At 65.6% G+C, this 25277-nt stretch carries 24 protein-coding genes and 2 pseudogenes; 15 read left to right on the top strand and 11 right to left on the bottom strand.

Annotated features, from left to right (window positions below; translation table 11 throughout):
• Positions 1 to 135 precede the first annotated feature (135 nt).
• From EKK97_RS21035 to EKK97_RS21010, 6 genes and pseudogenes are all read left to right on the top strand, one after another.
• Positions 136 to 1533, top strand: a complete 1398-nt coding sequence (locus EKK97_RS21035) for an APC family permease (protein ID WP_201296956.1) — start codon at positions 136 to 138, stop codon at positions 1531 to 1533.
• Between the two features lie 56 nt (positions 1534 to 1589).
• Positions 1590 to 3028, top strand: a pseudogene (locus tag EKK97_RS26200) (aldehyde dehydrogenase family protein).
• Between the two features lie 84 nt (positions 3029 to 3112).
• A complete protein-coding gene (locus tag EKK97_RS21025) occupies positions 3113 to 4462 on the top strand; it encodes an aminotransferase class III-fold pyridoxal phosphate-dependent enzyme (protein ID WP_159554923.1) in 1350 nt (449 codons plus the stop codon).
• Between the two features lie 114 nt (positions 4463 to 4576).
• On the top strand, positions 4577 to 5935 hold the full coding sequence (locus EKK97_RS21020; protein ID WP_201296955.1) for an alginate export family protein: 1359 nt from the start codon (positions 4577 to 4579) through the stop codon (positions 5933 to 5935).
• Positions 5936 to 6013: 78 nt separating this feature from the next.
• The gene (locus EKK97_RS21015) at positions 6014 to 6946 is read left to right on the top strand and encodes a helix-turn-helix domain-containing protein (RefSeq protein ID WP_159554921.1); all 933 of its coding nucleotides are present in this window, start codon (positions 6014 to 6016) and stop codon (positions 6944 to 6946) included.
• Between the two features lie 94 nt (positions 6947 to 7040).
• Positions 7041 to 7517: a MarR family winged helix-turn-helix transcriptional regulator gene (locus EKK97_RS21010; protein WP_159554919.1), complete on the top strand. Its 477-nt coding sequence runs from the start codon at positions 7041 to 7043 to the stop codon at positions 7515 to 7517.
• Between the two features lie 89 nt (positions 7518 to 7606).
• Here EKK97_RS21010 and gfa read toward each other — a convergent pair whose 3' ends face one another.
• The 8 genes and pseudogenes from gfa to pqqA all read right to left on the bottom strand — a co-directional run bounded on the left by gfa (position 7607) and on the right by pqqA (position 15658).
• The gene (gfa, locus tag EKK97_RS21005) at positions 7607 to 8350 is read right to left on the bottom strand and encodes an S-(hydroxymethyl)glutathione synthase (protein ID WP_236551301.1); all 744 of its coding nucleotides are present in this window, start codon (positions 8348 to 8350) and stop codon (positions 7607 to 7609) included.
• Positions 8351 to 8536: 186 nt separating this feature from the next.
• Positions 8537 to 9646: an S-(hydroxymethyl)glutathione dehydrogenase/class III alcohol dehydrogenase gene (locus tag EKK97_RS21000; RefSeq protein WP_159554917.1), complete on the bottom strand. Its 1110-nt coding sequence runs from the start codon at positions 9644 to 9646 to the stop codon at positions 8537 to 8539.
• Positions 9647 to 9812: 166 nt separating this feature from the next.
• On the bottom strand, positions 9813 to 12293 hold the full coding sequence (locus EKK97_RS20995) for an insulinase family protein (protein ID WP_159554915.1): 2481 nt from the start codon (positions 12291 to 12293) through the stop codon (positions 9813 to 9815).
• Positions 12290 to 13441, bottom strand: a complete 1152-nt coding sequence (gene pqqE / locus EKK97_RS20990) for a pyrroloquinoline quinone biosynthesis protein PqqE (protein ID WP_159554913.1) — start codon at positions 13439 to 13441, stop codon at positions 12290 to 12292. Before pqqE ends, EKK97_RS20995 begins: the two co-directional genes overlap by 4 nt.
• On the bottom strand, positions 13434 to 13712 hold the full coding sequence (gene pqqD, locus EKK97_RS20985) for a pyrroloquinoline quinone biosynthesis peptide chaperone PqqD (protein WP_340162903.1): 279 nt from the start codon (positions 13710 to 13712) through the stop codon (positions 13434 to 13436). The genes pqqE and pqqD overlap by 8 nt, the downstream gene beginning before the upstream one ends.
• 10 nt (positions 13713 to 13722) lie before the next feature.
• Positions 13723 to 14451 (bottom strand): annotated as a pseudogene (gene pqqC / locus EKK97_RS20980) (pyrroloquinoline-quinone synthase PqqC); the annotation flags it as partial.
• Between the two features lie 122 nt (positions 14452 to 14573).
• Positions 14574 to 15500 carry a pyrroloquinoline quinone biosynthesis protein PqqB gene (gene pqqB, locus EKK97_RS20975; RefSeq protein ID WP_159554909.1) on the bottom strand — a complete coding sequence of 309 codons (927 nt, stop codon included), beginning with the start codon at positions 15498 to 15500 and terminating at the stop codon, positions 14574 to 14576.
• Positions 15501 to 15586: 86 nt separating this feature from the next.
• The gene (pqqA, locus tag EKK97_RS20970) at positions 15587 to 15658 is read right to left on the bottom strand and encodes a pyrroloquinoline quinone precursor peptide PqqA (RefSeq protein WP_081786101.1); all 72 of its coding nucleotides are present in this window, start codon (positions 15656 to 15658) and stop codon (positions 15587 to 15589) included.
• A 334-nt stretch (positions 15659 to 15992) separates the two neighbouring features.
• On the opposite strand from pqqA, the gene EKK97_RS20965 reads away from it, so the two are divergent.
• The 9 genes from EKK97_RS20965 to EKK97_RS20925 all read left to right on the top strand — a co-directional run bounded on the left by EKK97_RS20965 (position 15993) and on the right by EKK97_RS20925 (position 23838).
• Positions 15993 to 17816: a methanol/ethanol family PQQ-dependent dehydrogenase gene (locus EKK97_RS20965; RefSeq protein ID WP_159554907.1), complete on the top strand. Its 1824-nt coding sequence runs from the start codon at positions 15993 to 15995 to the stop codon at positions 17814 to 17816.
• A gap of 104 nt (positions 17817 to 17920) precedes the next feature.
• Complete coding sequence (locus EKK97_RS20960) at positions 17921 to 18451, top strand: c-type cytochrome (RefSeq protein ID WP_159554905.1); 531 nt, start codon at positions 17921 to 17923, stop codon at positions 18449 to 18451.
• 42 nt (positions 18452 to 18493) lie between these two features.
• Positions 18494 to 19336: a substrate-binding domain-containing protein gene (locus EKK97_RS20955; protein WP_201296954.1), complete on the top strand. Its 843-nt coding sequence runs from the start codon at positions 18494 to 18496 to the stop codon at positions 19334 to 19336.
• A complete protein-coding gene (locus tag EKK97_RS20950) occupies positions 19333 to 19989 on the top strand; it encodes a hypothetical protein (RefSeq protein ID WP_159554903.1) in 657 nt (218 codons plus the stop codon). The genes EKK97_RS20955 and EKK97_RS20950 overlap by 4 nt, the downstream gene beginning before the upstream one ends.
• Positions 19990 to 20047: 58 nt before the next feature.
• The gene (locus EKK97_RS20945; protein ID WP_159554901.1) at positions 20048 to 20959 is read left to right on the top strand and encodes an ABC transporter substrate-binding protein; all 912 of its coding nucleotides are present in this window, start codon (positions 20048 to 20050) and stop codon (positions 20957 to 20959) included.
• On the top strand, positions 20956 to 21258 hold the full coding sequence (locus EKK97_RS20940; protein ID WP_159554899.1) for a type 1 periplasmic-binding domain-containing protein: 303 nt from the start codon (positions 20956 to 20958) through the stop codon (positions 21256 to 21258). The genes EKK97_RS20945 and EKK97_RS20940 overlap by 4 nt, the downstream gene beginning before the upstream one ends.
• An 11-nt stretch (positions 21259 to 21269) precedes the next feature.
• A complete protein-coding gene (locus EKK97_RS20935) occupies positions 21270 to 22271 on the top strand; it encodes a PQQ-dependent catabolism-associated beta-propeller protein (RefSeq protein ID WP_159554897.1) in 1002 nt (333 codons plus the stop codon).
• Positions 22268 to 23041 carry an ABC transporter ATP-binding protein gene (locus EKK97_RS20930; protein ID WP_159554895.1) on the top strand — a complete coding sequence of 258 codons (774 nt, stop codon included), beginning with the start codon at positions 22268 to 22270 and terminating at the stop codon, positions 23039 to 23041. Before EKK97_RS20935 ends, EKK97_RS20930 begins: the two co-directional genes overlap by 4 nt.
• Positions 23032 to 23838 carry an ABC transporter permease gene (locus EKK97_RS20925; RefSeq protein ID WP_159554893.1) on the top strand — a complete coding sequence of 269 codons (807 nt, stop codon included), beginning with the start codon at positions 23032 to 23034 and terminating at the stop codon, positions 23836 to 23838. Before EKK97_RS20930 ends, EKK97_RS20925 begins: the two co-directional genes overlap by 10 nt.
• A 5-nt stretch (positions 23839 to 23843) precedes the next feature.
• On the opposite strand, the gene EKK97_RS20920 is transcribed toward EKK97_RS20925, so the two are convergent.
• The 3 genes from EKK97_RS20920 to EKK97_RS20910 all read right to left on the bottom strand — a co-directional run bounded on the left by EKK97_RS20920 (position 23844) and on the right by EKK97_RS20910 (position 25242).
• Positions 23844 to 24251 (bottom strand): c-type cytochrome, encoded by a 408-nt coding sequence (locus tag EKK97_RS20920; protein ID WP_159554891.1) that lies wholly within the window; start codon positions 24249 to 24251, stop codon positions 23844 to 23846.
• A 7-nt stretch (positions 24252 to 24258) separates the two neighbouring features.
• Positions 24259 to 24621 (bottom strand): hypothetical protein, encoded by a 363-nt coding sequence (locus EKK97_RS20915; protein ID WP_159554889.1) that lies wholly within the window; start codon positions 24619 to 24621, stop codon positions 24259 to 24261.
• Positions 24622 to 24855: 234 nt separating this feature from the next.
• Positions 24856 to 25242: a hypothetical protein gene (locus EKK97_RS20910; RefSeq protein WP_159554887.1), complete on the bottom strand. Its 387-nt coding sequence runs from the start codon at positions 25240 to 25242 to the stop codon at positions 24856 to 24858.
• Between the last annotated feature and the right edge of the window lie 35 nt (positions 25243 to 25277).

The raw sequence follows: 25277 nt of genomic DNA, 5'->3' as shown, positions 1-25277 counted from the left end.
TAACGTCACTCGCTGGGGTAGGAATAAGATAAAAGCTGTGACGTTGTCGATTCCTATAATCATAATATGAAGGTTCATGAAATGAACGTAACCTCCTCCCCTGCAATAGTCTCGACAGAGCTAAGGCGTGGCGCCTTGGGTGTCGGTTTCATTATCTTCTTCGTCGTCTCCGCGGCGAGCCCGTTCAGTGTCCTGGCAGGCGGCTTTCCGATCGGCATGATGCTGGGAAACGGTGCAGGCACCCCCGTGCTGATCGGCCTCGTACTGACAGTTCTGCTGATCTTCTCGGTGGGCTATACCACCATGGCCCGCTACGTGACCAATGCCGGCGGCTTCTATGCCTTCTCGGCGCGAGGCCTGGGCGGAATTGCCGGCGGTGCGGCTGCGGGGCTGGCGATCTTTGCCTACAACATTCTGCAGATCGGCCTGTACGGCATGTTCGGCGGCGTCGCCGCCGGCACCATGAGCGCCGTATTCGATCTGCACCTGCCATGGTGGCTCTATTCGCTGGTGGCGATGGGCAGCATCGCGTTTCTCGGCTATCGCCAGATCGATCTCTCGGCCAAGGTGCTCTGCGTGATCGTCATGGTGGAGTATCTCGTCATCCTCGTGTTGAACGTGGCCATACTCTCCAGCGGTGGCGACAGCGGGGTGAATTTCGACTCCTTCCAGCCCCAGCACGTGTTCAGCGGTGCCCCCTCCATCGGCCTGCTGTTCTGCTTTGCTGCCTTCATCGGTTTCGAAGCGACCACCATCTATGGTGAAGAGGCGAAGAATCCCCGCCGTGACATTCCGCTGGCGACCTACTCCGCCATCCTGTTGATCGGCTGCTTCTATGCGGTCTCCATCTGGTCGATGATCATCGGCGTCGGCGTCGACAAGATCGTGCCCACGCTCTATGCGCTAGAGGATCCGACCACGCTGATCTACGGTCTGTCCGATCACTACGTCGGGCCTGAAATGACGCAGCTCATTCGCGTCCTGTTCCTGGTGGGGATCTATGCCGGCCTGGTAGCCTTCCACAATTCGGCCGCCCGCTATTTCTATGCCATCGGCCGTGACGGTCTGCTGCCAAGGGCCCTGGGCACCACCCACCCCGTGCATCAAAGCCCCCACCTTGGCTCGCTGCTGCAGACGCTGATCGCGGCGGCGGCGGTGATGATCTTCGCGGCGTTTGGCGGCGACCCCATCCTGCAGCTGTTTGCCTGGTTCTCCAGCCTGGCAGCACTGTCCCTCATCCTACTGATGGCGATCACCTCCCTGGCGGTATTGCGCTATTTCCGCCGTCACCCCGAGCTGGACGTGGGCCCGTGGAGAAGCAAGATCCTGCCCGCCTTCTCCAGTCTCGCGCTGCTCAGCATGCTGGTCATCGCGGTCATGCACTTCGACGTTCTGACCGGGTCCAGCCAGCTGCTCTCCTATGGGCTTTGCATTCTCATCGCGCTGGCGCTGGCCGCGGGTGGCGTGCTGGCCATGCGTCTGCGTCAAAGCTCTCCCGAGCAATTCCAGCAGCTCGGCTCTCACCGACTGTAAATCACTCAGCCTGGATCGCCGGGAAAGGCCTGCCTTTCCCGGCCAGGCATCGAAGCATGAAGGACGGCTGTATGCGTAACTACGAATTGTCGATCAACGGTGTCAGCGTGCCGGGTGCCGCTGGGCATTTCGAGGTCACCGATCCGGCCACGGGGGCTCCCTTCGCGCTGTGTCCGGCCGGCTCGACCACGCAGTTGGATCAGGCGGTCAGCGCTGCCCGCGATGCCTTCGGTCAATGGAAGCTCAGTTCTCATGCAGAGAGGTGCGAGCTGCTCAATCGCATTGCCGACGACATCGAGCGTGAGGCAGATGAGTTGGCAAGGCTGATCGTCATGGAACAAGGCAAGCCGCTGGCCCTGGCCTACTCCGAGGTGGGCGGCGGCGCGGCCTGGACACGCTATGCGGCCGGTCAAGAAGTGCCGGTGAAACTGGTGGAGGAAACGCCTGCCCAGCGCATCGAGCTGCACCACAAGCCGGTGGGCGTGGTGGCCTCCATCACGCCCTGGAACTGGCCCTTCATGATCGCGGTGTGGCACATCATGCCGGCGCTGCGGGCGGGCAACTGCGTGGTGAGCAAGCCCTCCAGTCTCACTCCGCTGAGCACGATTCGCCTGGTGGAGATCATCGCCCGCCACGTGCCCAAGGGGGGCATCAATATCGTCACCGGCGAGCAAGGCTTCGGCAGCGCCATCACCGCCCATCCCGGCATCGACAAGATCGTCTTCACCGGCTCCACCGAGACCGGGCAGCGGGTCATGCAGGCGGCGGCCGGCAACCTCAAGCGCCTGACCCTGGAGCTGGGGGCAACGATGCCGCCATCGTGCTGCCGGGCACGCCGGTGGACGCCGTGGTGGAAGACATCTTCCAGGCGGCCTTCCTCAACATGGGCCAGACCTGCGCGGCGCTGAAGCGGCTCTACGTGCACGAATCCCAGTATCGCGAGTTCGCCGAGGCCCTGGCGGCCATTGCCGAGCGGCAGGTGGTCGGCGCAGGCCTGGAGGAGGGCGTGACCTTCGGACCGATCCAGAACCTCGATCAGCTCGAGCTGGTGAGCGAACTCGTCGACGATGCGCGAGCCCAGGGCGCGCAGGTGCTGTGCGGCGGCGCCCGCCTGGATCGCCCGGGGTTCTTCTATCCGCCCACCATCGTCACTGGGGTCAGCGATGGTCACCGGCTGGTGGACGAGGAGCAGTTCGGCCCGGTGCTGCCGTTGATCGCCTATCACGACGTCGAGGATGCCCTGCGGCGTGCCAATGCGTCGCAGATGGGCTTGGGCGGTTCGGTGTGGGGCGAGGACGAAACCCGGGCGCAGGCTATCGCCAGCCGACTGGAGAGCGGCGTGGCCTGGGTCAACTGCCACGCCCAGATCCAGCCCAACACGCCCTTCGGCGGCCGCAAGATGTCCGGCTTCGGCGTCGAGTTCGGCCTGGAGGGACTGCTCGAATTCACCACCCCGCAACTGCTGTTCGTTCGTAAGCCTCCGGCAGCCGGGTAAGAGAACACGTCGCGTCGACACTCACGCGCAGCTTTGCACAAGGCAGCGCACAAGCAATTGCAAGAGAACCCCCGAGATCAAGCCATGTACGAGAAATACAAGACGGCAGAGAAGAAGTTCTGGCACCCGATGAGTTCATCGGCGCCGGGTAACCAGGCCCGGCGGCTGGTGATCGCACGCGCCGACGGCAACTACATCACCGACATCGATGGCCACCGCATGCTCGACGGCGTCGGCGGGCTGTGGAACGTCAACGTCGGCCACAACCGTCCGGAGGTAAAGGCGGCCATCGCCGCGCAGCTCGACGAGCTGGCCTACTATCAGACCTTCGACGGCATCGCGCATCCGCGGGTCTTCGACCTGGCCGAGCGGCTCACCTCACTGTTTGCCCAGGAGGAGATGATGCGGGTGCTGTTCAACTCGGGCGGCTCCGACGCGGTCGAGACGGCGCTGAAGATGGCGCGCCAGTACTGGATTGCCGCCGGCCAGCCAGGCCGCAGCCGCTTCCTCTCGCTGCGCAACGGCTACCACGGCGTGCACGTGGGTGGCACCTCGGTGGGCGGCAACGGCGTCTATCACTACAACCATGGCCAACTGCTGCCGGGCTGTTACCACCTCGACGCGCCCTGGCTCTACCGCAACCCCTGGGACTGTCGTGATCCGGTGGAGCTGACCGCTTACTGCATTCGCCAACTGGAGGAGCAGATCCAGTTCCTCGGCCCCGAGACCATCGCCGCCTTCATCGCCGAACCGGTGCAGGGTGCCGGTGGCGTGATCGTGCCGCCGGATGGCTATTGGCAGCAGCTGCGGGAGGTCTGCGACCGTTACGACATCCTGCTGATCGCCGACGAGGTGGTCACGGGGTTCGGCCGTACCGGCTGCATGCTGGGCAGCCGTGGGTGGGGCGTGGCGCCCGACATCCTCTGCCTGGCCAAGGGGATCTCGGCGGGCTACATCCCCCTCGGCGCGACGGTGTTCAACCGGCGTGTCGCCGAGGCGATCGAGAACGCCCCCGGGTTCGGCAACGTCATCATGCATGGCTACACCTACAGCGGCCATCCCACCGCCTGCGCCGCAGCCCTGGCGGTGCTGGACATCGTCGAGAGGGAGGCGCTGCCGGACAACGCCGCCAAGGTGGGGGCGCGGCTGAACGAGCAGTTGCAGCCGTTGAGCGAGCGCTTCGACGTGGTCGGCGAAGTGCGCGGCAAGGGGCTCATGCTCGCGCTCGACCTGGTGGCCGACAAGCGCACCCGCCAGCCGATCGATCCCACCGAGGGGCAGGCGGCCCGCATCGCCGAGGAGGCGCGCAAGGAGGGAGTACTGGTGCGCCCGGTCGGCAGCAAGATCATCCTCTCGCCACCCTTGACCCTGACCACCGACGAGGCCGGCATGATCGTCCAGGCGCTGGAGGTCGCCCTGGACCGGCAGGGCTAGAGGAAGTAAACGAGCGCGTGTCGTTCCCGAGGGAGGAGGGGCGCGCTCGACCCGAACGGCTCGCGGCTCATTCATCGAGCGAGCCGATAACAACAATACCATCAAGGTACTAACATGAATTCTCATAAGACGACTTGGGTTGCCGGTGGGGTCCTGGCGCTGACGGTTACCCTTGGCCAGGCAGGTCAGGCCCAGGCCTACGAGCTGGCGACGAGTACCGACGGGGCATTGAACGTCGATCTGCTGGCCGTGCATGGCTGGATGAACAGCCGCAAGAACTACGACGGCAGGGAGGATGGCTCGAGCTGGCGCGAGGGCTTCGTCAAGTACGGCTTCAGCGGCCATCAGGGGATGGGCGGTGCCGGTACCCTCTACGGCGGCCTCAACTGGGTCAGCTCCGCCACCTGGGGGGATGGCGATGCCGGCGGCAACAGCGTGGGCACCGAACGCAGCACCACCCTCGAGGACGCCTACCTGGGATGGCGCTCCGCGGATCTCTTTCCCGCCCTCGGGACGGATGGCGTGGATGTTTCGCTGGGCCGGCAGGTCGTCCAGCTCGGCAGGGGCTTCATCATCAACGATGATGGGTTGAACCTGGGCCGGGGGCCGGCCGACGGCGCCCTGGACCGTGGTGGCGCCTACTACCTGGCGGCCCGCCATGCCTTCGACCGTACCGCGGTGCTGCGCCTCGGCGGGGAGCAGGGCCTGCACGGGGCGGCCGCCTGGCTCAAGTCAGACAACCTGGCTCAGGCCGAGACCGAGCTGGCCGCCGCCACCCTCGACTATGCCGGCGATGCGGGTCTCATCGGGCTGACCTGGGTGCAGGGTCTAGACGTCAACCGCGAGTGGGCCGACGACTTCCTCGAGCAGCGTGACGGCATGAACGTCTACAGCCTGCGGGGGGAAGGCGACGCCGGTATCGAGAACGCCAACTTCGCCTTCGAGTATGCCTGGCAGAACAAGGATGCCGGCTCGGAAACCGCCTGGTACGCCGAGGCCGGCTACACCTTTGCCGACACCCTATGGACACCCAGCCTGACCTACCGCTATACCCGCTATTCGGAGGATTGGGACTCGTTGTTCACTGGCCTGAACAGCCCCGCACTGGGCACCTGGTTCCAGGGCGAGGTGGCGGCCAACTATGCGGGGCCTTTTGCGCGTAATACCGGCATCCACCATATCTCCTTGAGGGCCAGCCCCAGGGAGAACCTCACCCTGGGGGCGCTATTCTTCGACTTCAGCACCCTGAAGGGACGCGATACGCTAAACCTGGATGGCCGGGAGCTGGATCTGTACGTGGAGTGGGCCGTGACCGACCATGTCGTCATCAGCCCCTGCTGGGCCTGTACAAGCCCAGCAGAGACGAAACCGAGGGCGGCACCCAGGTGGGCGGCAATGGCACCAACGTCTACGCCCAGCTCGTCTTGGCGGCGTTCTTCTGATGATTCTATGTTGATAGCTCTTTTTCGCTAGTTCTAATGGGCGGCCGGTGCCGCACGCTGACTCATGCTGCTGAGTCGCCGATGATGCGACCTTTCCATGGGGGCGGGTATGCGCTACGAAGTTCATTCCTTCCATGACTCTCAGCAGCATGCGGCTGCGATACAGGGCTGGCAGCAGGTGTACGACCAGCTTGGCGCCGGTCGCCTTTCGAGCGAGCTTTTCCAGGTGTCGGGCGAGCGCTTCCAGGTCTTCCATGAGGTGCTCGACAAGCGCGTCGTCCAGCATGGGCACGCGCCCAGGCAGCGCTTCTGCATGGCCTTTGCCACGGGCAGGCCGCCCATCATCCAGGGCTGCAAGGTCAGTTCCAACAGCGTTCTGCTGCTGCGCGATGGCGAAGAGTTCCTGCTGCACGCTCCGGAAGGGATGGCGTTCATGTCGTTGAGCGTCGATCTCGAGCGCTTCACCCGTTTGGCGGAGATCGAGCTGGGTTCGGCTCAGTTCTCCCAACTGCTCTCGATGCCGGGCATCAACGTGCCGATGCGGCTGCTGAAGGAGATCAAGGCCCAGGTGTGTCGGAACTTCGATGACTTCATCCGGCCGGGGGAGCACGAGGCATCCGTCATCGAGAAGGACATCGAGGATGCCTTGATGGCCGTGCAGCTCGACCTCTTTCTGCAGGCGCATGTCGAGACGAAACGCAGCGAGCTCGCCGTGAGCTCGTATATCGTCAAGCGCAGTCAGGAGCTTGCCCTGGCCGATCCGGACAGTCCGCTCAGCGTGCTCGATTTGTGCGAGCGCTTGCGGGTGAGTCGCCGAACGTTGCAGAACAGCTTTCAGCGGGTGGTGGGCATACGCCCGGTGGAGTTTCTCCGCAGCATCCGGCTGAATGCGGTGCGCAGGAGGCTGGCAGGCTCACCCGCTTGCGAATGTACGGTGGGAGATGCGGCGTATGAAATGGGGTTTCGCCATCTAAGCCACTTCTCGGCAAGCTACTACAAGCTGTTCGGAGAGTATCCGTCCGAGACACGGCGGCTGGAGTGATTGGCGGCCGAATTTCTGCTCGGCAGGCGGCTGTCGTCAAGGTGGGCACATGCTAGAATATTCCACTATTTTATCGCCTTGGAGCGCCCACCCTATGGTTGAAAAGGACGAACTGGCATCCTCCTTCTTCCCGCTCTCCGATGACTATCGTGCCCAGGATTTCCCGTTCTACTGGGTGGCCCGGTTGAGCGCGAAGTACAGTGCCGACGTGGACAGCCTGCTCAAGCCGCATGGGTTGAGTTCCTCCAAGTGGCGGGTGCTGATGATCCTGCACGAGCAAGGCCGCCTGAGCATGTCGGATATCGCCATCCATGCCGTGGCCAAGCTCTCCACTATCACCAAGATCGTCTACAAGATGCAGGAGGCGGGGCTGCTCAAGACCGCTCCCTCGCCCCAGGACGGCCGGGTTACGGAAGTGGAGCTGACCGAAGACGGCGAGGCCAAGCTGGCCGTGGCCAGGGAGCTTACCGCTCAGGTGGTGGAGAAGGCTTTCAGGGGGCTGCGCAAGGACGAGGTCGTCTACATCAACCAGTGTTTGAGCAAGATGTTCCGCAATCTTAATGCTCTTTGAACCCCTCTCGATGTAATGCCCCGAGTCCCTTGTCCGAAGGTTTCGAATAAAGGCTCGGGGCTTTTACGGTTCTATTCAAAGCCCCCTTGTCAAAGCACCCCCTTGGCCTTGGCGGTATGCGTGGCGATGGCATCCATCAGCGGCGGCGAGAGGCAGTCGTAGGGTGGCAGACCCAGTTCCTGCAGCCGCGAACGGACGTTGCCCATGTTCTCCGGGTCGGCACCGGACTCGATGATCGACGAGACGAAGGCGGCGAACTCGGGGCCGGCCCAGCCCTCGTCGTAGGACAGCTCGGTGTGGATGAAGTCGAGCCCGTGGAAGGGATGCCCGGTGTTCTCGATACGGCCGTACATGTGCACGCCGCATTCCTTGCAGGCATGACGCTGGATGGCGGCGGCCGGATCGACCACTTCGAGCTTCTCCTCGTGGGCGGTGACTCGGAGCTTATCACGGGGCACTACGGCTACCATCGAGAACAGCGCGCCTTCGGGCTTCCAGCACTTGGTGCAGCCGCAGACGTGGTTATGGGCGCATTGGGCGTCGACCGTCACCTCGACCTGGTCGCCGCTGCAGTGGCAGTAGAGTTTTCCGCCGGTGAAGCTCTCGCTGCCGCGCTTGACGCCGTCATCGACGGCGGGATGGATGTGAACGCTGTGGTGGCTCATGGTGGATCGACTCCCCTGTGTTGTCGTTGTCGAGGGGCTTGCTGCCGCGGGAGGCGGCGTGCGAGATGCGCTCGTTGCCGAGGCGGTTCTCGTTCCACTGCCAGGCGCGGCCTTCGGTGGGGCGGGCTTGCCGCCGAACCAGCGCTGGATCATGTCCATCAGGCTCATGAGTGCCTCCTTGCCCTTGGGCATTGTTATCGTTGGCACAGCTTCGGACGTGTATCGCTCCTCTCTTGGCTTCTGACGCCTGCGCCTTGTCCTTGGCGCGGCGCCTATCAAAAGTGGGCGCGTCACCGGGCGCCTGTTATGGGTGCGGCTTCGGGCACCTGTTCTGGGCGCGGCCCCGGGCGCCTATCAATAGCGAAGCACCGTACGAATGCTCTTGCCCGCGTGCAGCAGCTCGAATGCCTCGTTGATCTGCTCGAATGGCATGTCGTGGGTGATGAACTCGTCGATCTTGATCTCGCCGTCCATGTAGCGCTGCACGTAGCCCGGCAGCTCGCTGCGCCCCTTCACCCCGCCGAACGCCGAGCCGCGCCACACCCGGCCCGTGACCAGTTGGAACGGCCGCGTCGAGATCTCCTCGCCGGCCCCGGCCACGCCGATGATCACCGACTCGCCCCAGCCCTTGTGGCAGCACTCCAGCGCCGAGCGCATCACGTTGACGTTGCCGATGCACTCGAAGGAGTAGTCGACCCCGCCGTCGGTCATGTCGACGATCACCTGCTGGATCGGATCCGAGTGCTCCTTGGGATTGACGAAGTCGGTAGCGCCGAACTGGCGCGCCAGCTCGAACTTGTCCGGATTGACGTCGATGGCGATGATGCGGCTGGCCTTGGCCATCTGTGCGCCCTGGATCACCGCCAGGCCGATGGCACCGAGGCCGAACACGGCGACGGTGGAGCCCGGCTCCACCTTGGCGGTGTTGAGCACCGCGCCGATGCCGGTGGTCACGCCGCAGCCGAGCAGGCAGATCTTGTCCAGCGGCGCTTCCTTCGAGACCACCGCCAGGGAGACCTCGGGCAGCACGGTGTATTCGCTGAAGGTCGAGCAGCCCATGTAGTGGTGCAGCATCTTGCCGTCGAGCGAGAAGCGCGAGGTGCCGTCGGGCATCAGCCCCTGGCCCTGGGTGGCGCGCACCGCCTGACACAGGTTGGTCTTGCCCGAGCGGCAGAACTTGCACTGGCCGCACTCGGCGGTATAGAGCGGGATGACATGGTCGCCGGGCTTGACACTGGTGACGCCCTCACCCACGGCTTCGACGATGCCGGCCCCCTCGTGGCCCAGTACCGAGGGGAACAAGCCCTCGGGGTCGGCCCCGGAAAGCGTGAAGGCGTCGGTGTGGCACACGCTGGTGGCCTTGATGCGCACCAGCACCTCCCCGGCCTTGGGATCTTGCACATCGATCTCGGTGAGTTCGAGCGGCTGGCCCGCGGCCATGGCGACGGCGGCGCGTGATTTCATGAGCTGGTCTCCCGGGTTGTTGTTGGCGGCCGGCGTGGCGGCGCTATGGGGTCGACGTGATGTCAGTCTAGGTGAGGCAGGACGGGAGCATTGTGACGCAGCGACACAACTGAGTTGCCTATTGGCAACATTCGCTAGAGAGGAGGGCGCGTAAAAGCGGCGGGCTTCAGCGTGGCTGGTGCAGCCACCAGCGCTGTACCAGACGGCCCGCGGCGAGATCCTTTGCCAAGTCGAGCAGCGAGTCGACGTGCAGCGCGGCCAATGCCTGCGACTCGGCTTCCCACGGCAGCGGCTGCCAGGGTGGCGAGGCATTTTTCATGGCGGCATGGCGACGCAGCGCCTGCCACAGCTGGGCGATGGCCTCGGCCTGGGTCTCGGGGTGGCCGGCATGGGCGAGCAGGCTGCGCTTGCGGCGCTCCATCTCCGCTGCGGTGAGGTGCGCCAGCGCTTCGCCCTGTTGGGTCAGGAAGTCAGCAATGGCCTGGCGCAACTCGCCAATCCCGGCATGAGGGGACTGCACCACGTAGCCCAGGCGGGGAGTGCCCGACGCTTCGCGATAGCGCACCGCCGCCACGTATCCCAGGCCGCGCCGCTGGCGCATCTCATGCTGGAAAGCGGCGTCGTGACACTGGGCCAGCAGGCGCAGCAGCCAGCGGCTGCGTGGCGTGTCGTCGGGGCCGGCAACTTCCAGCATCGCGACATGGTCGTCGCCCTGGGGCGGCAGCCAGCGGGTGTCGTCGTTCTCTTCACTGGCTTCATGGGGCGTCGCACTGGCCGCCATGGGCGGGCCTGCCGACAGGCGCCCGGCGAGGTGGCTCAGCATCGCTTGGGCCGCGTCGGCGTCTTCCCCGCCGCTTACCCAGCCCAGCACCGGCAATGCCCCGGCCCGCGCCACCCGGAGCGTCGAGGTTTCCAGCAGGGTCAGCAGGCGTTGGGCCAGCAGCCCCACTGGCGGGTCGCATGGGTGTTGCGCTGCCTGCTCCGGCCAGCGCGCCAGGGCCAGCTCCGCCAGGGAGCAGAGCCGTTCGGCCGCTCCGCTGACGATCAGCCAGTCGCCGCGGGCGTCCCCGGCACAGGAAAGCTGCAGTCCCTGAGCGAGGGCGGCCTGGCGCAATGGCAGTGTGTTCTGCCGCCAACGGAAAAGGCGTGCGCCCTGCTGCGCGGCCGGGGCGGGCCAGCCCAGGCAAAGGCTGGCCGCAGGGGCATCCGCCAGGCGCACCGGCTCACCGCTCCAGAGAGTGAGCCGCGCACTCTGACAGAGCTGTCGCGGAGTCGATTCACTGGTATCTGGCCGGGGGCGGAGCGAGAGGGCGGGCGGGCATCGCCAAGGCAATGGCGCCTGCTCCTCCGGCAGCGGCTGGGGACGCCAGCGGGTGCCGGTCTCCGTCAGCGTTTTCCAGCGGCCGGAAGCGGCGGGAGCATGCCATAGCAGCCGATACTGCTCGGATGTCAGCCAAGGCAAAGGAGCTGTCTCTTCCGAGATTGCGTCGCATGGGGCGCGCTTTACCGAACCGGCCAGTTGCCTGGCGTAGCGCCGGGGCCAGGCGTCGAGATCCGCCGCCGGCACGGATGGGGCGGGTAGCGTTGCGACGATGGCCTGCTCGAATGCCGCACAGCAGGTGGCCAGCATCGCCTGCACCGTTTCCTCGTCCGGCGCTGGCGCCAGGTTCAGCGCCAGGGCCGACCCCAGGCCAACGGGCTCTAGGGTCACCTCGAGCCGATCGAGTTCCATGGCGGCCTGCAGGGTGGCGGCGAGATGTCCATCGGCCAGCCGGGCAGCCACGGCGGCGAGCCGGTTGGCATGGGCGGTGGCTTGCTCGTCCGGCAGTGGCCAGAAGAGCTCGAGCGATGTAGCGCTGGTTCTGGACGTGGGCGAATGCCACGCCACGCCGCCGGGCTGGGCCCAGCGCCAGGCCCGTGGCGGCGACGGCGCGTCGCCCGCCGGCAGCGCCGTACCATGCCGCGTGAGCAGCTCGAGCTGCACCTCGAGCGGCAAAGGACCCAGCATTACCAGGGCCATGCCTCCGGCGCGGTAGTGATGGACATGAAAGTCGGCGAGCCGTGCGGCCAGCCGGGAGGCGTCAGTGCCCAGGGTGGTGCGGTTGCCGGCATGGCAGTGTCGAGCGGGGTGCCCCTCGCGGCAGAGCTGGCCGAGTGCCGCCAGCCGATGCAGCGCGGGGTCGGCCAGCCGCGCGCGGAACTCCGCCTCGAGTACCGCCACCTCGTGCGCGACGAGCCCGGGTTCGAAGCGAGGCCGGGCCAGCATGTCCACCAGTCGAGCCAGGCCCTCGTCGGTATCGACGGGGGGGAGATGCAGGTGCACCTCGGTAATGCTTTCGTCGGTACGGGCGTTGTAGCGCCCGCCTCGCTCACCGACCCAGCGCGCCAGCTCGCCAGCCCCGGGAAAGCCCGTCGAGCCCAGGAACAGGACATGTTCCAGCAGGTGAGCCAGCCCGCGGCAGTCGTCGGGCTCGTCCAGGTAGCCCACGCCTGCGGCACCGACCAGGCGCTGCCAGCGAGCGTCGGGCACTTCGGCGGCGGCGACGGTCAGGCCATTGGCGAGGCGGGCTTCACGCAGCCGGCTGCCCGGCGGTAGTCCCGCGCGCCGGGCGAGTTCGTCGTCGGAAACCGCGGATGGGTGGTTCATGCGCGGCAGAAGATCCGCGATTCGTGCACGTTGCGCAGGGTCAGGCCGGCCATGGGGCGCTCGCCGTGTTCGGCCTGGCGACGGGCGGCCTCGATCAGGTGGTGGTCGGGCGACAGCGAGCACACCGGATCGGTGGCCGTGGCGTCGCCGGTGAGCAGGTAGGCCTGGCAGCGGCAGCCGCCGACGTCCTTGTGGCGTTCGTCGCAGCTGCGGCAGGGTTCGCGCATCCAGCCATCGCCGCGGTAGCGATTGAAGGCTTCGCTGTCGTACCAGATTTCATGCAGCCCACGCTCGCGCACGTTGGGAAAGCTCATCGGCAGCATCCGCGCGCTATGGCAGGGTAGCACCGCACCGTCCGGCGCCACGGTCATGAAGATCGCGCCCCAGCCGCCCATGCACGCCTTGGGGCGTTCGGCGTAATAGTCGGGCACCACGAACAGCAGGCGCATGTCGCGGCCGCGCTCGGTCAGGCGCTCGCGCCAGCGTGCGGTGGTGGCCTCGGCGGCCTTGAGCTGCTCATGGCTGGGTAGCAGGCCCTCGCGGTTGAGGTGAGCCCAGCCGTACATCTGGCAGTTAGCCAGTTCCACGGCGTCGGCCCCCAGTTCGTCGCACAGGGCGATGATGTCGTCGATGCGGTCGATGTTGTGGCGGTGCAGCACCACGTTGAGCACCATGGGATAGCCGGCGGCCTTGACCGCTCGGGCCATGGCCAGCTTCTTGGCGTGGGCCTTGGGCGAGCCGGCTACCGCCGCGGCAACGTCTGGATCGGAGGCCTGCAGGCTGATCTGGATATGATCGAGCCCGGCCGCGTGCAGTGCCTCGATGCGCGCTTCGTCGAGCCCCAGCCCCGAGGTGATCAGGTTGGTATAGAAGCCGAGCCGGCGTGCCTCGGCCACCAGGGTCTCGAGGTCCTGCCGCACCAGCGGCTCGCCACCGGAGAAACCCATCTGCACGGCTCCCATGGCGCGGGCCTGGGCCAGTACGTCCATCCACTCCTCGGTAGAGAGTTCCTCCTTCACCGCGGCGAAGTCGAGCGGGTTGGAGCAGTAGGCGCACTGCAGCGGGCAACGGTAGGTGAGTTCCGCGAGCAGCCACAGCGGAGCGCCGGTGGCGCCGTTGATGGCAGTGGTATGGGTATGGTCAGTCATGTCGGATCCACCCTTGTCGTGCGGCGTCGAGCAGGAATTCATGTATGTCCCGTTCGATCTCCGCGGCGGGGGCATCGGGAAACTGGGCCTGCAGGCTCGCCACTACGTCGGCCACGTCGCGCTGGCCGTCGAGCTGGGTCAGGATGGCTCCGGCGCTGTCGTTGAGCTGCACCATGCCCTCGGGATAGAGCAGCACGTGACGGCCCTGGGCCTCCTCCCACTGCAGGCGCCAACCGGGGCGCAAGCGATAGACGGTGGTTGACTCGATCATAGCCATCATAGCCCCGGTGGTAAACGCGCTGGTCGGTCACGCTGTGATAGGGCGGGCGCTCGAGCTGGTAGGCCAGGGTCATGGCGTCGAGCATGCTCCACAATACGTCGAGCTTGAACTGCAGGATCTCCAGGGCGCGCTGCTGGGCGGCGGCAGTGGTGCATACCGCCAACGCCACCTCAAGGCCATGGTCGACGTCGCGGCGTGCCTCCTTCAGGCGCTTGCGGAAGTAGCCGTAGCCGGCCTCGTCGATCCAAGGGTAGTGGCCCGGCCAGGTGTCGAGCCGGCTCTGGTGCGCCAGGGGCGCGAACAGCTCGGTGAGCGACGAGATCGCCGCCTCCTGCCAGCTCGCCCGGCGCACGAAGTTGACGTAGGCGTCGACGGCGAAGCGCACACCGGGCAGCACGTGCTCCTGGGCCCACAGTTCGTCGCGGGTCAGCCCCACCGCCTCGCCCAGGGTCAGCCAGGCCTCGATGCCGCCTGCGTCATCATCGCGTCCGTCGTGGTCGAGCAGGCGTTGGATCCAGCGGCGGCGGGTGGCGGCGTCCGGGCAGTTGGCCAGCAGCGCGGCATCCTTCTGCGGGATCATCACCTGATAATAGAAGCGGTTGGCCACCCAGCCGCGGATCTGCTCTGGCGTGGCACGCCCCTCCGCCATGTCGACCTGGTAGGGATGGTGGATATGGTAGTAGGCGCCCTTGGCCAACAGGGCCTCGCGGAAGGCCTCGGCAGGGAGGGGCGGGGTCTCGGGTTCGCTCGCCGAGGCGGCGAAGGGGACGCAATAAAGGTCATGAGGCGCTTCCTTCCCGTTGTATGGCGTACAGCGTCGTTATTGTTGTGACGTCAGCGAAAATGACGGGTTCATATCTCCAGGCGCATGCCATCGAAGGCGACCTCGATGCCGGCCTCTTCGAGCGAAGCCCGCTCGGCCGAGCCGTCGTCGAGGATCGGGTTGGTATTGTTGATGTGTATCAGCACCCGGCGAGTGGCGAGGGGCAGGGCCCCCAGCTCCTCCAGCAATCCCCCTCTGCCCGCCAGCGCCAAGTGGCCCATGTCGGTGCCGGTGGCCTTGCCCACGCCGGCACGGATCAGCTCGTCGTCATGCCACAGGGTGCCGTCGACCAGTACGCAATCGGCACGGCCCAGGAAACCACGCACGCGATCATCGAGCCGGCCAAGTCCTGGCGCGTAGAACAGTCGCGTGCCGCGCGCCCGGTCTTCGACCAGCAGGCCGATGTTGTCGCCCGGGGTCGGTGCGCCGCGACGTGGCGAATAGGGCGGCGCGTTACTGGTCAGCGCCACGGCGGTGAAGGTCAGGCCGGGGCAGGCCGGGACCTCGAACTCGGCCTCGTGATGGGCTTCATCGATGGCGATGGGACGCCAGTTCAAGCCGCCCCAGTGCTCCAGCATGGTGAACAGCGGGAAGCCGCTGCTCAGGTCCTGATGCACGTTGGGGGTACACCAAACATCGAAGGGACAGCCTTCACGCAGCGACAGCAGGCCGGTGGCGTGATCGATCTGGGCATCCACCAAAAGCACGCCGCTGATGCCGCTGTCTCGGGGAATCCGGCGCGGATGAAGCTCGGCGTTGGCCGCCAGTTGGGCGCGGATGTCGGGTGAGGCGTTGCACAGCAGCCAGCGCTCACCGTCGCTGCTGATGGCAATCGACGACTGGGTGCGGGAAGTCGCCGCGATGCTACCGGTGCGCAGGCCGTGGCATAGCGAACAGTTGCAGTTCCACTGAGGAAAACCGCCGCCTGCGGCAGCGCCGAGGACCAGTACGTGCATGCAGGGGCTCCATGCCGATGGCGGATAAACGAAGGCTGACGCCTGGCAAGAGCGTCAGCCCGTCGATACTGCATCAAGAAGTGAGTTCACCGATTGGAGATATAGAGTGTCACTTCGAAGCCAAGACGAAGATCGGTATAGGCAGGCTTGGTCCACATAGAAGATCCTCCACGTTGGGGTGGATGTCGATACACGCATCCCCAAGTAAAGCAGTTAATGGCGTCACTACCTTTCGACCTAAGTCGTAGATGCGTAACGGGGGACAGGTGGTGTATGGCCGAAACGCCGCCATGGAGCGGCTTGTCAGCGATGTTGTCGTATTGTTGCCAGAGGGCAATAGACTTTTGATTTCTCAAGATGCCTAAATTACCGGTCAGCAGCAATGGCGCTCTCGAAGTTGTGCTAGACCTTCTCAATGTCAATACCTGAAAGACAACTACACAAGATGTGCCGTTTCCCCAGGCACACCTTCAGTGAGACGGAGACAACGCCATGCTTAGGGAGACCGGTTATGCAGTCATGGCCATTGGGTTGATGGCCACAACGGCGGCTCATGCCAACCAGAATCAACTCGAGCTGCAACAAAACCCAGAATACTGGCCGACTCAGTTGGGCAACTACCAGGGCAACCGTTTCAGCGAGCTGGACCAGATCAATCGCGACAACGTAGGCGAGTTGCGTTCGGTGTGGCAGTTCTCGACCGGCGTTCTGCGCGGCCACGAAGGCGGCCCCCTCTATGTCGGTGACGGCCGGCTATACATTCACACCCCCTTTCCCAACAAGGTTTTCGCCCTCGACCTGGAAGACGAGGGCCGCGTGGTCTGGAGCTACGAGCCGGACCAGGATTCCCGTGTCATCCCGGTGATGTGCTGTGACACGGTCAATCGCGGATTGGCCTACGCCGATGGCCGCCTGTTCCTCGGCCAGGCCGACAATACCCTGATCGCACTCGATGCCGAAACGGGCGAACTGCTGTGGGACGTCAGCAACGGCGATCATACCGTCGGCGAGACCAATACCATGTCGCCGCTGGTGGTACATGACAAGGTCATTGTCGGCATCAGTGGCGGCGAGTACGGCATTCGCGGGCACCTCACCGCCTATGACGTCGAGACCGGCGAGCAGGTCTGGCGCGGTTACTCCACCGGACCGGACGACGAAGTACTGATCGACCCCGAGACCACCACCATGCTGGGCGAGCCGATCGGCGAGGCTGACCTCGGCGTTTCCACCTGGCCGGAAGGCGAGTGGGAGCGTGGCGGTGGCGCGCCCTGGGGTTGGATCACCTACGATCCCGACCTCGACCTGATCTACTACGGCACCGGCAACCCCGGCACCTGGAACCCCGATCAGCGTACTAAGGACGGCGAGCCGGCCGACAATAAGTGGGCCATCACCGTGTTTGCCCGCGATCCCAACGACGGCTCGGTCAAGTGGGTCTATCAGAAGGTGCCCTTCGACGAGTGGGACTACGACGGCGTCAACGAGAACCAATTGATCGACGTCGAATACGAAGGCGAGCAGCGCAAGGGCCTGGCGATCATCGATCGCACCGGCTTCGGCTTCCTGCTCGATCGCGAAACCGGCGAGCTGCTGGTGGCGGAGAAGTTTGCTCCCGAGACCAACTGGGCCGACAGCTACGACATGGAGACCGGACGGCCCAACGTCAGCGAGCAATACAGCACCTATCGTCAGGGGGTGAACGTCAACACCACTGACATCTGCCCCACCGCCATGGGGGCCAAGAACATGCAGCCGAGCGCCTATTCTCCGCGCACAGGCCTGATTTATGCCGGGATCAACCGGATCTGCATGAACTACGAGCCCTATGAGACCGAGTACGTGGCCGGCCAGCCATACGTCGGTGCCACCCTGACCATGATGGCGGCGCCGACCCAAAACGGCGAAATGGAAGGCCGCATGGGCAGCTTCATCGCCTGGGACCCGGTCGCTGGTGAAACCGTGTGGGAAGTCGACGAGCGCTTCGCGGTATGGAGCGGGGCGTTGGCTACCGCCGGTGACCTGGCCTTCTACGGCACGCTGGAAGGGCACGTCAAGGCGGTCGACATCGAGAGCGGCGAGGAGCTGTGGCGCTTCAAGACTCCCTCCGGGATCATCGGTAACGTCAACACCTTCATGCACGAGGGCAAGCAGTATGTGGCGGTGCTCTCCGGCGTCGGTGGCTGGGCCGGCATCGGGCTCGCCGCAGGTCTCGAGGAACCCGAGGAGGGCCTCGGCGCCGTCGGCGTATTCTCCGCGCTGGGTGACTACACCAAGCTCGGCGGCGTGCTGACGGTCTTTGCCCTGCCGGATTGAACCTGCTCGTGACCGGGCGGGTATGGCGGAGCCATACCCGCCCTCTCTCATCTTTTCGGCGTCGCCGTTTCCGGTACGCCTGAAGCTGTAGAAGGAAGTCCTGCATGACGGTATCTGCACGTGCTTATCGCGAGGCTCTTCCCCTGTTCGTCGTCGCTCTGTTGGCATTGGGGCTACCCATAGCCGGCCTGGCCGACGAGCATCGCATCACCGGCGAGGGGCCAGGGGCCTTCATCGTAGAGGACGGCAAGGTGGACCCCGACACTTACGAGGGCTACCTCGTCTATACCCGGGCCTGCATGGCCTGCCACGGGCCAGATGGCATGGGTTCCTCCTTCGCTCCCAATCTGATCCGCGCAGTGGAGCGCCGCGGCTGGGAGAATTTCGCCGGCACCATTGCCTCCGGGCGTGAAGTGCAGCCCGGCCAGGTGATGCCCTCCTTCGCCGACGATCCCTACGTGATGGGCAACATTCCCAAGATCTTCAGCTACATGCGCGCACGCGGAGAGGGCGGACTGGGGCGCGGGCGACCGCAAATTATCGAGTCGATGCAGCAGCAGGACGACGAGAGCGAGGCAGAAGGCGAGAAAGGTGAAGAGAAGGACAAAGCCGCCGAGGGCGCGAACGCGGAGTAGCGCCGCACCGTTCGCGACGACATTTCCTGACGCGGAGGATGCATGAAAGCAGCCTGTCGTTGGACGATTCACGCCATGGCGCTGGCCGTAGGCCTGGCCTTTGCCGGCGGCGCCCTTGCCGAGCTTCCCGAGCGCCAGCAGCGCGAGGCCCTGCGGGTCTGTGCCGACGGCAACAATCTGCCCTTCAGCAACCAGGCCGGGGAGGGCTTCGAGAATCGTATCGCCGAACTCATGGCCGACGACCTTGGCGTACCGCTGACCTACGTGTGGGCGCCCCAGGTCATGGGCTTCGTGCGCAACACCCTGGAGCTGCGCGTCTGCGACGTGATCATGGGTACCCCGGCCGGCTACGAATTCGTGCAGAACACCAACCCCTACTACCGCTCGGTGTATTCCCTGGTGGTTCCTGAGGATTCCGACCTCGTGGCGACCCGCCTGAGCGACCCGGCATTCGAAGGGCGGCGCATCGGCGTGGTGGCGGAGACTCCGCCGACGGTACCGCTGCGGCGCAGCGGGGCCCGTATCCAGGGCTACCCGCTGATGGTCGACACCCGGGTGCGCGCACCGGTGCGCGACGCCATCGAGGATGTCGTTAGCGGCAATACCGACGGTGCCGTGTTGTGGGGGCCGCTGGCCGGCTACTACGCGGCCCGCCAGGATCCGTCGCTCAAGCTCATTCCGTTGGTCGACGACGACTCCGATGCCACCCTCGATTACCGCATCACCATGGGCATTCGCCACGGCGAACCCCATTGGAAGGACTGGATCAACGACTTCATCGATCGCCATCAGGAGGAGATCGACGCCATCCTGACCGAGTATGGCGTGCCTCTGCTCGACCGGCGCGGTCGCCTGCTCAATGCTCAGGCGGGAGGTGACACATGAGCCGGCTATCCGCCGTCTGGCTACTGACGCTGGGGCTTGCCGCGGGAGTTGGGCTGGGTAACGTGACTCAGGTCGAAGCCCAGCGGGCCGCGGCGGGTCCGCCCGACTGGCCTTGCGTGCAGCGCCTGATCCCCGAGCTGGCCTGGGGCACCATGTGGACCGGGCCGCCGCTGGATGAATTGGAACAATCCTGGTGGGAGGACGATGAGATCGGCCGTGTGGTGCGCTTTGCCACCTCGCGCTCGACCCGAGAGGAGGCCGCTCAAGCGCGGGTACGCGAGTTCGTCGAAATCCTGGACGAGGAGGCGTCGGATGACGGGGAAGTGGAACGGCGCCTGACCTTGCTCTTCTCCGGGTTGTTCGAACTCACCGACCGCGAGCGCCGGCGCACCATCGACAGCATCCGTCGTGCCTCCCGCGCGCAGTTGAGCCGACTCGAGACCATTTCCGCCATGGTCGACGAGTTGGAGCAGCGCCGTGCCGAGGAGGACGCCGACGAAGAGGAGATCGAGCGGCTCTCCGAGGCGCTGTTCTGGGAGCAGCGCACCTTCCAGCACCGCCAGCAGGCGCTGCCGGCCATGTGCGACCAGCCCTACCTGCTGGAGGAGAAGCTGGCGCGGATGGTGCGGATCATCATGGCTCGCATGCCTTGATCTGAGGCTCGGGAACTGCAACGACAACAGCGGCAGTCTGGCTGCCTAAGGAGTACGCATGAGGACGTTGACACGCTCCCTGCGCTGGCTGGCGACGGGTGGACTGGCCCTTGGCCTGGGATGGCCGGCGCTGCTGCCGGCCGATACGCCGGCGCCTGTGGTCGTGGGCTATCTGGGCATGGAGCGACCCGATGACCAGGAGCCGCTCTCGGTGCTCGATCCCGTGATCGATGATGAGGGGCTGCAAGGAGCCCGCTTGGGCATCAACGACAACAATGCCACCGCCCAGTTCCTGGGGCAGGAGTTCGTGCTCCATGAAGCGATGGTGGCTGAGGGGGAGGACATCGGCGAGGCGCTGGAGGGGCTGGTCGAGCAGGGCGTGGAGTGGATCGTCAGCGGCCTGCCCGTCGCGGAGCTGAATGAGCTGATGGCACACCCCGCGCGCGGCGATCGGGTGGTGTTCAACGCCTGGGCGGCGGACGATGAGCTGCGTGGTGAGGCGTGCCACCCCGAGCTCTACCACACCACCCCGAGTCGGCGCATGCTGGCCGATGCCCTGGCGCAGTTCCTCGGCTACAAGCAGTGGAATCGCTGGGCGCTGGTCTACGGCAATACCGACCAGGACCGGATTCTGGCTGATGTGCTGCGCGCCGCGGCCGAGCGCTACGGCCATCGCATCGTGGGCGATAAGCAGTGGCCGCACGACCCCTTGGCGCGCCGGGCCGAGGGCGGTTTTCATGCCATCCAGCGTGAGATCCCGGTGTTCGTGCAGGACCTGCCCGAGCACGACGTACTGGTGATTGCCGACGAGACCGACTATTTCGGTGAGTACTTCCCCTACCAGACCTGGGCTCCCCGGCCCGTGGTCGGCACCCAGGGACTGATCGCCACGCCTTGGCACCGCGCCCACGAATCCTGGGGGCGGTACAGCTGCAGCGCCGTTTCGAGAAGCTCGCCGAGCGCTGGATGACCCCGCGCGACTTCGGCGCCTGGCTGGCGCTGCGCTCGCTGGGCGAGGCGGCGGCCCGTACCGGATCCGTAGAACGCGAGGCGGTTCTCGACTACATGCTCGGCGAGGAGTTCGAACTGGCCGGTTACCTTGGCCTGCCGGTCAGCTATCGCCACTGGAACCATCAGCTGCGTCAACCGATCCTGATCACCGGGCCGCGCATGGTGGCCTCGGTATCGCCGCAGGAGGGCTACCTGCATCCACGCACGCCGCTCGATGCGCTGGGCGTCGACGAGGGGGAATCGACATGCCGTTTCTGAGCCAGGGGAACATGACCGTCACCCTAAAGCGTGCCGCGCTCCTCAAGCGTGCCGTGCTAGGGCTGGCGCTGGGCACGCTGCCAATGCTGCCGCTGGCCGTGCAGGCCGAGCGAATCTTCGTCTCCAACGAGAAGGACAATACCGTTTCGGTGATCGACGGCGCGAGCCTCGAAGTGGTGGAAACCATCCGCGTCGGCCGCCGGCCCCGCGCCATGGCCTTCAGCAGCGACGGCAGCGAGCTGTTCGTGGCGGTGGGCGACGACGAATCCATCGACATGATCGACCTGGAGACGCTGCAGGTGGTGCGCAGCCAGGCCTCTGGCGACGATCCGGAGGTGATTCGCGTCGACCCCAACCGGCCCTATATCTACGTTTCCAACGAGGACGACAACATCGTCTCGGTGCTCGATTACGAGCGGCGCACCCTGGTCACCGAGATTCCCGTGGGAGTCGAGCCGGAAGGGCTCGGCATCAGCCCCGACGGGCGCTGGCTGATTTCGACCACCGAAACCTCGAACATGGCGCACATCATCGACCTCGAGAGCATGGAAGCGGTGCACCATCGCCTGGTAGGCGCCCGGCCGCGGCATGCCGAGTTCACTCACGACGGCCGTGAAGCCTGGGTCTCGTCCGAGATCGCCGGTACCGTGTCGATCCTCGACATGGAAGAGAGCTTCGACGTCAAGCACGTGATTCGCTTCGACGTGCCCGGTGTGCCGCGAGAGACCGTACAAGCGGTAGGCGTCGCCCTGACCTCCGACGGGCGCTACGCCTTCGTTGCCCTGGGGCCTTCGAATCGAGTGGCGGTGGTCGACCAGCAGAGCTACGAGGTGCTTGACTACATCCTGGTCGGCCAGCGGGTCTGGCATCTGGCGCTCAACGGTGACGAGAGCCGGCTCTATACCACCAACGGAGTCAGCGGCGACGTCACCATGATCGAGGTGGACGGCCTGCGGGCGGTCAAGTCGATCCCGGTGGGGCGCTTCCCCTGGGGCGTGATCGTCGAACCGTGAGCGAAGCGAACGATCGGCATGGCGCAACGGCGCCTGCCCTGGAGATCCGCCAGCTGAGCTTCGCCTATACGGGCCGGCCAGCGCTCGACGACGTCTCGCTGAGCGTGGCGGCGGGGGAGTTCGTCGTGCTGCTTGGCCCCAACGGCGCCGGCAAGACCACGCTGTTTTCACTGGTCACCCGGCTGCATGATCGCCGCAGGGGCGAGATCCGCATTGGTGGTTACGACGTGCGTCGCCAGGCGGTTCAGGCCCACGCCCGCATCGGCGTGGTGTTCCAGCAGCCGACCCTGGATCTCGACCTCAGTGTGGCGCAGAACCTCGCCTACCATGGCGCCCTGCACGGCATGGGGCGGGGAGAGGCGAAGACTCAGGCTCTGGCGCAGCTCGAGCGCGTGGCCCTCGCCGATCAGCGGCGCACGCGGGTGCGACGCCTCTCCGGCGGTCAACGGCGGCGGGTGGAGATCGCTCGTGGCTTGATGCATCGGCCGCGTCTGCTGCTGCTTGACGAGCCTACCGTGGGACTCGACATCGCCTCGCGCCGCGATCTGGTCGAGCATGCTCACCGGCTGTGCGTCGAAGAGGGCGTGGCGGTGCTGTGGGCGACCCACCTGATCGACGAGGTACGCCCCGGCGACCGGGTGCTGGTGCTGCACCACGGGCGGCTGCTGGCCGACGAGCGTCCCGAGACGCTCACCGCCCGGCTCGGCGTCGAGACGCTGGGCGAGGCCTTCGATCTCCTGGTCGGGACGGAGGAGGCCGCATGCGGATGATGCCCTGGCTGCACTGCCTGCGCGGCGTGGTGGGGCGCGAGCTGCTGCGCTTTCTGCACCAGCGCAGCCGTTTCCTGGCCGCGCTGGTGCGGCCGCTGGTGTGGCTGTTCGTGTTTGCCACCGGCTTCCGCATGGCGCTGGGTGTCGCCATGACCGAACCCTACCAGACCTATATCCTCTACGAGGTCTACATCGTCCCGGGCCTGGTGGGCATGATCCAACTGTTCAACGGCATGCAGAGTTCGCTTTCCATGGTCTACGACCGCGAGATGGGCAGCATGCGGGTACTGCTGGTCAGCCCCTTTCCGCGCTGGTACCTGCTGTTGTGCAAGCTGCTGGCCAGCACCCTGGTGTCGGTGGTGCAGGTCTACGTCTTCCTCGCCATCGCCTGGGTCTACGGCATCCAGGCGCCGGCGATGGGCTATCTCTACGTTCTGCCGGCGCTGCTGGTGACGGGGTTCATGGTCGGAGCGCTGGGGCTCTTGCTGTCTTCCTTCATCCGCCAGCTGGAGAACTTCGCCGGGGTGATGAACTTCGTCATCTTCCCGATGTTCTTCCTCTCCTCGGCGCTCTACCCGCTGTGGCGCATTCGCGAGGGGAGCTACCTGGTCTACCAGATCGCCGCGCTCAACCCCTTCACCCATGCCGTGGAGATGATCCGCTTCGCCATGTACCAGCGCTTCAACGCCGAGGCGGTGGCGATCAGCGTGGCGGTGGCGGCGTTGCTGCTGGTGCTGGCGATCGTGGGCTATAACCCTTCCCGGGGCATGATGGCCCGCAAGGGCGGCGGGGCCTGAGCGCGTCAGGGCTCGGCGATACTTTCCAGGTAGTCGATGATGCGCTGGCGGGTGCGCTCGTCCAGCCCCCACAGCACCATGCGGTTGCCGGGCAGAAAGGCATCGGGGCCGGCCAGGAAGGCGTCGAGGGTCTCGCGGTCCCACACCAGGTCGGCCTCTTGCAGCGCCGGCGAGTAGTCGAAGTCTTCGAGGCTGCCGGCGGGGCGGCCGAACAGGCCGTGCAGGCTGGGGCCGGCCAGGTGCCTGCCGGGTTCGATGCTGTGACAGCCAACGCACTGCGAGCGGAACAGCCGCTCACCCTGAGCATGCTCGGCGGCACTGCCTGCAATGGGAATGAGCAGCCCTGCCGACAGCGAAGCGATCACCAGGGTGGTCAGGCAACAGGAAACGGGGCGTCGGCGCGAATTCGGCACGGCCATCTCAGAAGCAGCGCAGGTTGGCGTCGGCCTGGGCCTGACGCAGGGCCTGCACCTGGTCCTGCATGCCTCGCTCGGTACGGAACAGTACGCCCAGTTCGCCACGCTGATCCTGCATGCCCAATACCGTCTCGACCTGCTCGTAGATGTCGTAGGGGAGATGCTCGGCGATCACGTCGATGCTGCAGGAGCACTTCTGCATGGTCAGGTAGTCGTTGCCGTTGGAGGCCATGCAACCCAGCACGTAGTCGACGCGTGCTTCGGTGGGGTAGTCATTGGCCAGGCTCGCCGCGGCGAAGGGAAGCAGCAGGCAGGCGAGAGCCGTCTGGCGTAACGCGCCGGCCGCTTTCGTCCGAAGTCGAGGCATTGTTGTTGTCTCCGGAAGCATCAGGGTCGTATGGCTTCAAGGTATGGCAGTCAGCGGTGTTTTTCCACTGTGGGCAATGGACTATCGGGCCCATGGAGAAAGATGATGAGCCGTTGACGGGGTGTATCGATAATATGGCCAGGTCGGCTCAGGCCGATTGTCTGCATCCCTGCATGACATTTGCGGCCCGCCTCACGGCGGGCTTTTTTCGTGGCCGTGCTTCTGGATGGCCGATCAGCCCTTGCGCTCGTCGTCGCGGATCTCGTACTCACCCTCGAGCAGTTCGTGCTCGCCCGTGCGGCCGCCTCGGTAGTGGGTTTCGCGAGTGTGCGTTTCGCTGTAGTGATAGCCGCTGCCGGCGTCCTTGGCCTGCTCGGCGCGGATCTGCTCCAGGCGCTTCTTCATGCGATAGCGCACGAATGGCAGCATGGCCCAGCCGAGCAGCAGGAAGAACAGGCCGAGCACGGTACCGACGATCAGCAGCAGGCCGAACAGCAGCCAGGTGACGATGAGCTTGAGCCCACCCATGGGGCCGCGGGGGGCCTGGTGCGCCCGGGCACGCCACTGTTGGGCCGCCTGCCAGGCGGCGTTGCGGCGCGGGTCGTTGTCGAACATGAGCATCTCCGGTGATGACGCCGCCGAGCGGCGTGCGGAAT

Origin of the sequence: Billgrantia tianxiuensis (assembly GCF_009834345.1) — a bacterium.
GTDB lineage: Bacteria > Pseudomonadota > Gammaproteobacteria > Pseudomonadales > Halomonadaceae > Halomonas > Halomonas tianxiuensis.
Note: the sequence above shows the minus strand (reverse complement) of the source record. Positions and strands in the feature narration are given on the sequence as shown.

Coding starts and splice junctions, on each gene's coding strand:
- EKK97_RS21025 (WP_159554923.1), top strand. CDS start 3,113: ATGTACGAGAAATACAAGACGGCAGAGAAGAAGTTCTGGCACCCGATG.
- EKK97_RS21020 (WP_201296955.1), top strand. CDS start 4,577: ATGAATTCTCATAAGACGACTTGGGTTGCCGGTGGGGTCCTGGCGCTG.
- EKK97_RS21015 (WP_159554921.1), top strand. CDS start 6,014: ATGCGCTACGAAGTTCATTCCTTCCATGACTCTCAGCAGCATGCGGCT.
- EKK97_RS21010 (WP_159554919.1), top strand. CDS start 7,041: ATGGTTGAAAAGGACGAACTGGCATCCTCCTTCTTCCCGCTCTCCGAT.
- gfa (WP_236551301.1), bottom strand. CDS start 8,350: ATGAGCCTGATGGACATGATCCAGCGCTGGTTCGGCGGCAAGCCCGCC.
- EKK97_RS21000 (WP_159554917.1), bottom strand. CDS start 9,646: ATGAAATCACGCGCCGCCGTCGCCATGGCCGCGGGCCAGCCGCTCGAA.
- EKK97_RS20995 (WP_159554915.1), bottom strand. CDS start 12,293: ATGAACCACCCATCCGCGGTTTCCGACGACGAACTCGCCCGGCGCGCG.
- pqqE (WP_159554913.1), bottom strand. CDS start 13,441: ATGACTGACCATACCCATACCACTGCCATCAACGGCGCCACCGGCGCT.
- pqqD (WP_340162903.1), bottom strand. CDS start 13,712: ATGATCGAGTCAACCACCGTCTATCGCTTGCGCCCCGGTTGGCGCCTG.
- pqqB (WP_159554909.1), bottom strand. CDS start 15,500: ATGCACGTACTGGTCCTCGGCGCTGCCGCAGGCGGCGGTTTTCCTCAG.
- EKK97_RS20965 (WP_159554907.1), top strand. CDS start 15,993: ATGCTTAGGGAGACCGGTTATGCAGTCATGGCCATTGGGTTGATGGCC.
- EKK97_RS20960 (WP_159554905.1), top strand. CDS start 17,921: ATGACGGTATCTGCACGTGCTTATCGCGAGGCTCTTCCCCTGTTCGTC.
- EKK97_RS20955 (WP_201296954.1), top strand. CDS start 18,494: ATGAAAGCAGCCTGTCGTTGGACGATTCACGCCATGGCGCTGGCCGTA.
- EKK97_RS20950 (WP_159554903.1), top strand. CDS start 19,333: ATGAGCCGGCTATCCGCCGTCTGGCTACTGACGCTGGGGCTTGCCGCG.
- EKK97_RS20945 (WP_159554901.1), top strand. CDS start 20,048: ATGAGGACGTTGACACGCTCCCTGCGCTGGCTGGCGACGGGTGGACTG.
- EKK97_RS20940 (WP_159554899.1), top strand. CDS start 20,956: ATGACCCCGCGCGACTTCGGCGCCTGGCTGGCGCTGCGCTCGCTGGGC.
- EKK97_RS20935 (WP_159554897.1), top strand. CDS start 21,270: ATGACCGTCACCCTAAAGCGTGCCGCGCTCCTCAAGCGTGCCGTGCTA.
- EKK97_RS20925 (WP_159554893.1), top strand. CDS start 23,032: ATGCGGATGATGCCCTGGCTGCACTGCCTGCGCGGCGTGGTGGGGCGC.
- EKK97_RS20915 (WP_159554889.1), bottom strand. CDS start 24,621: ATGCCTCGACTTCGGACGAAAGCGGCCGGCGCGTTACGCCAGACGGCT.
- EKK97_RS20910 (WP_159554887.1), bottom strand. CDS start 25,242: ATGCTCATGTTCGACAACGACCCGCGCCGCAACGCCGCCTGGCAGGCG.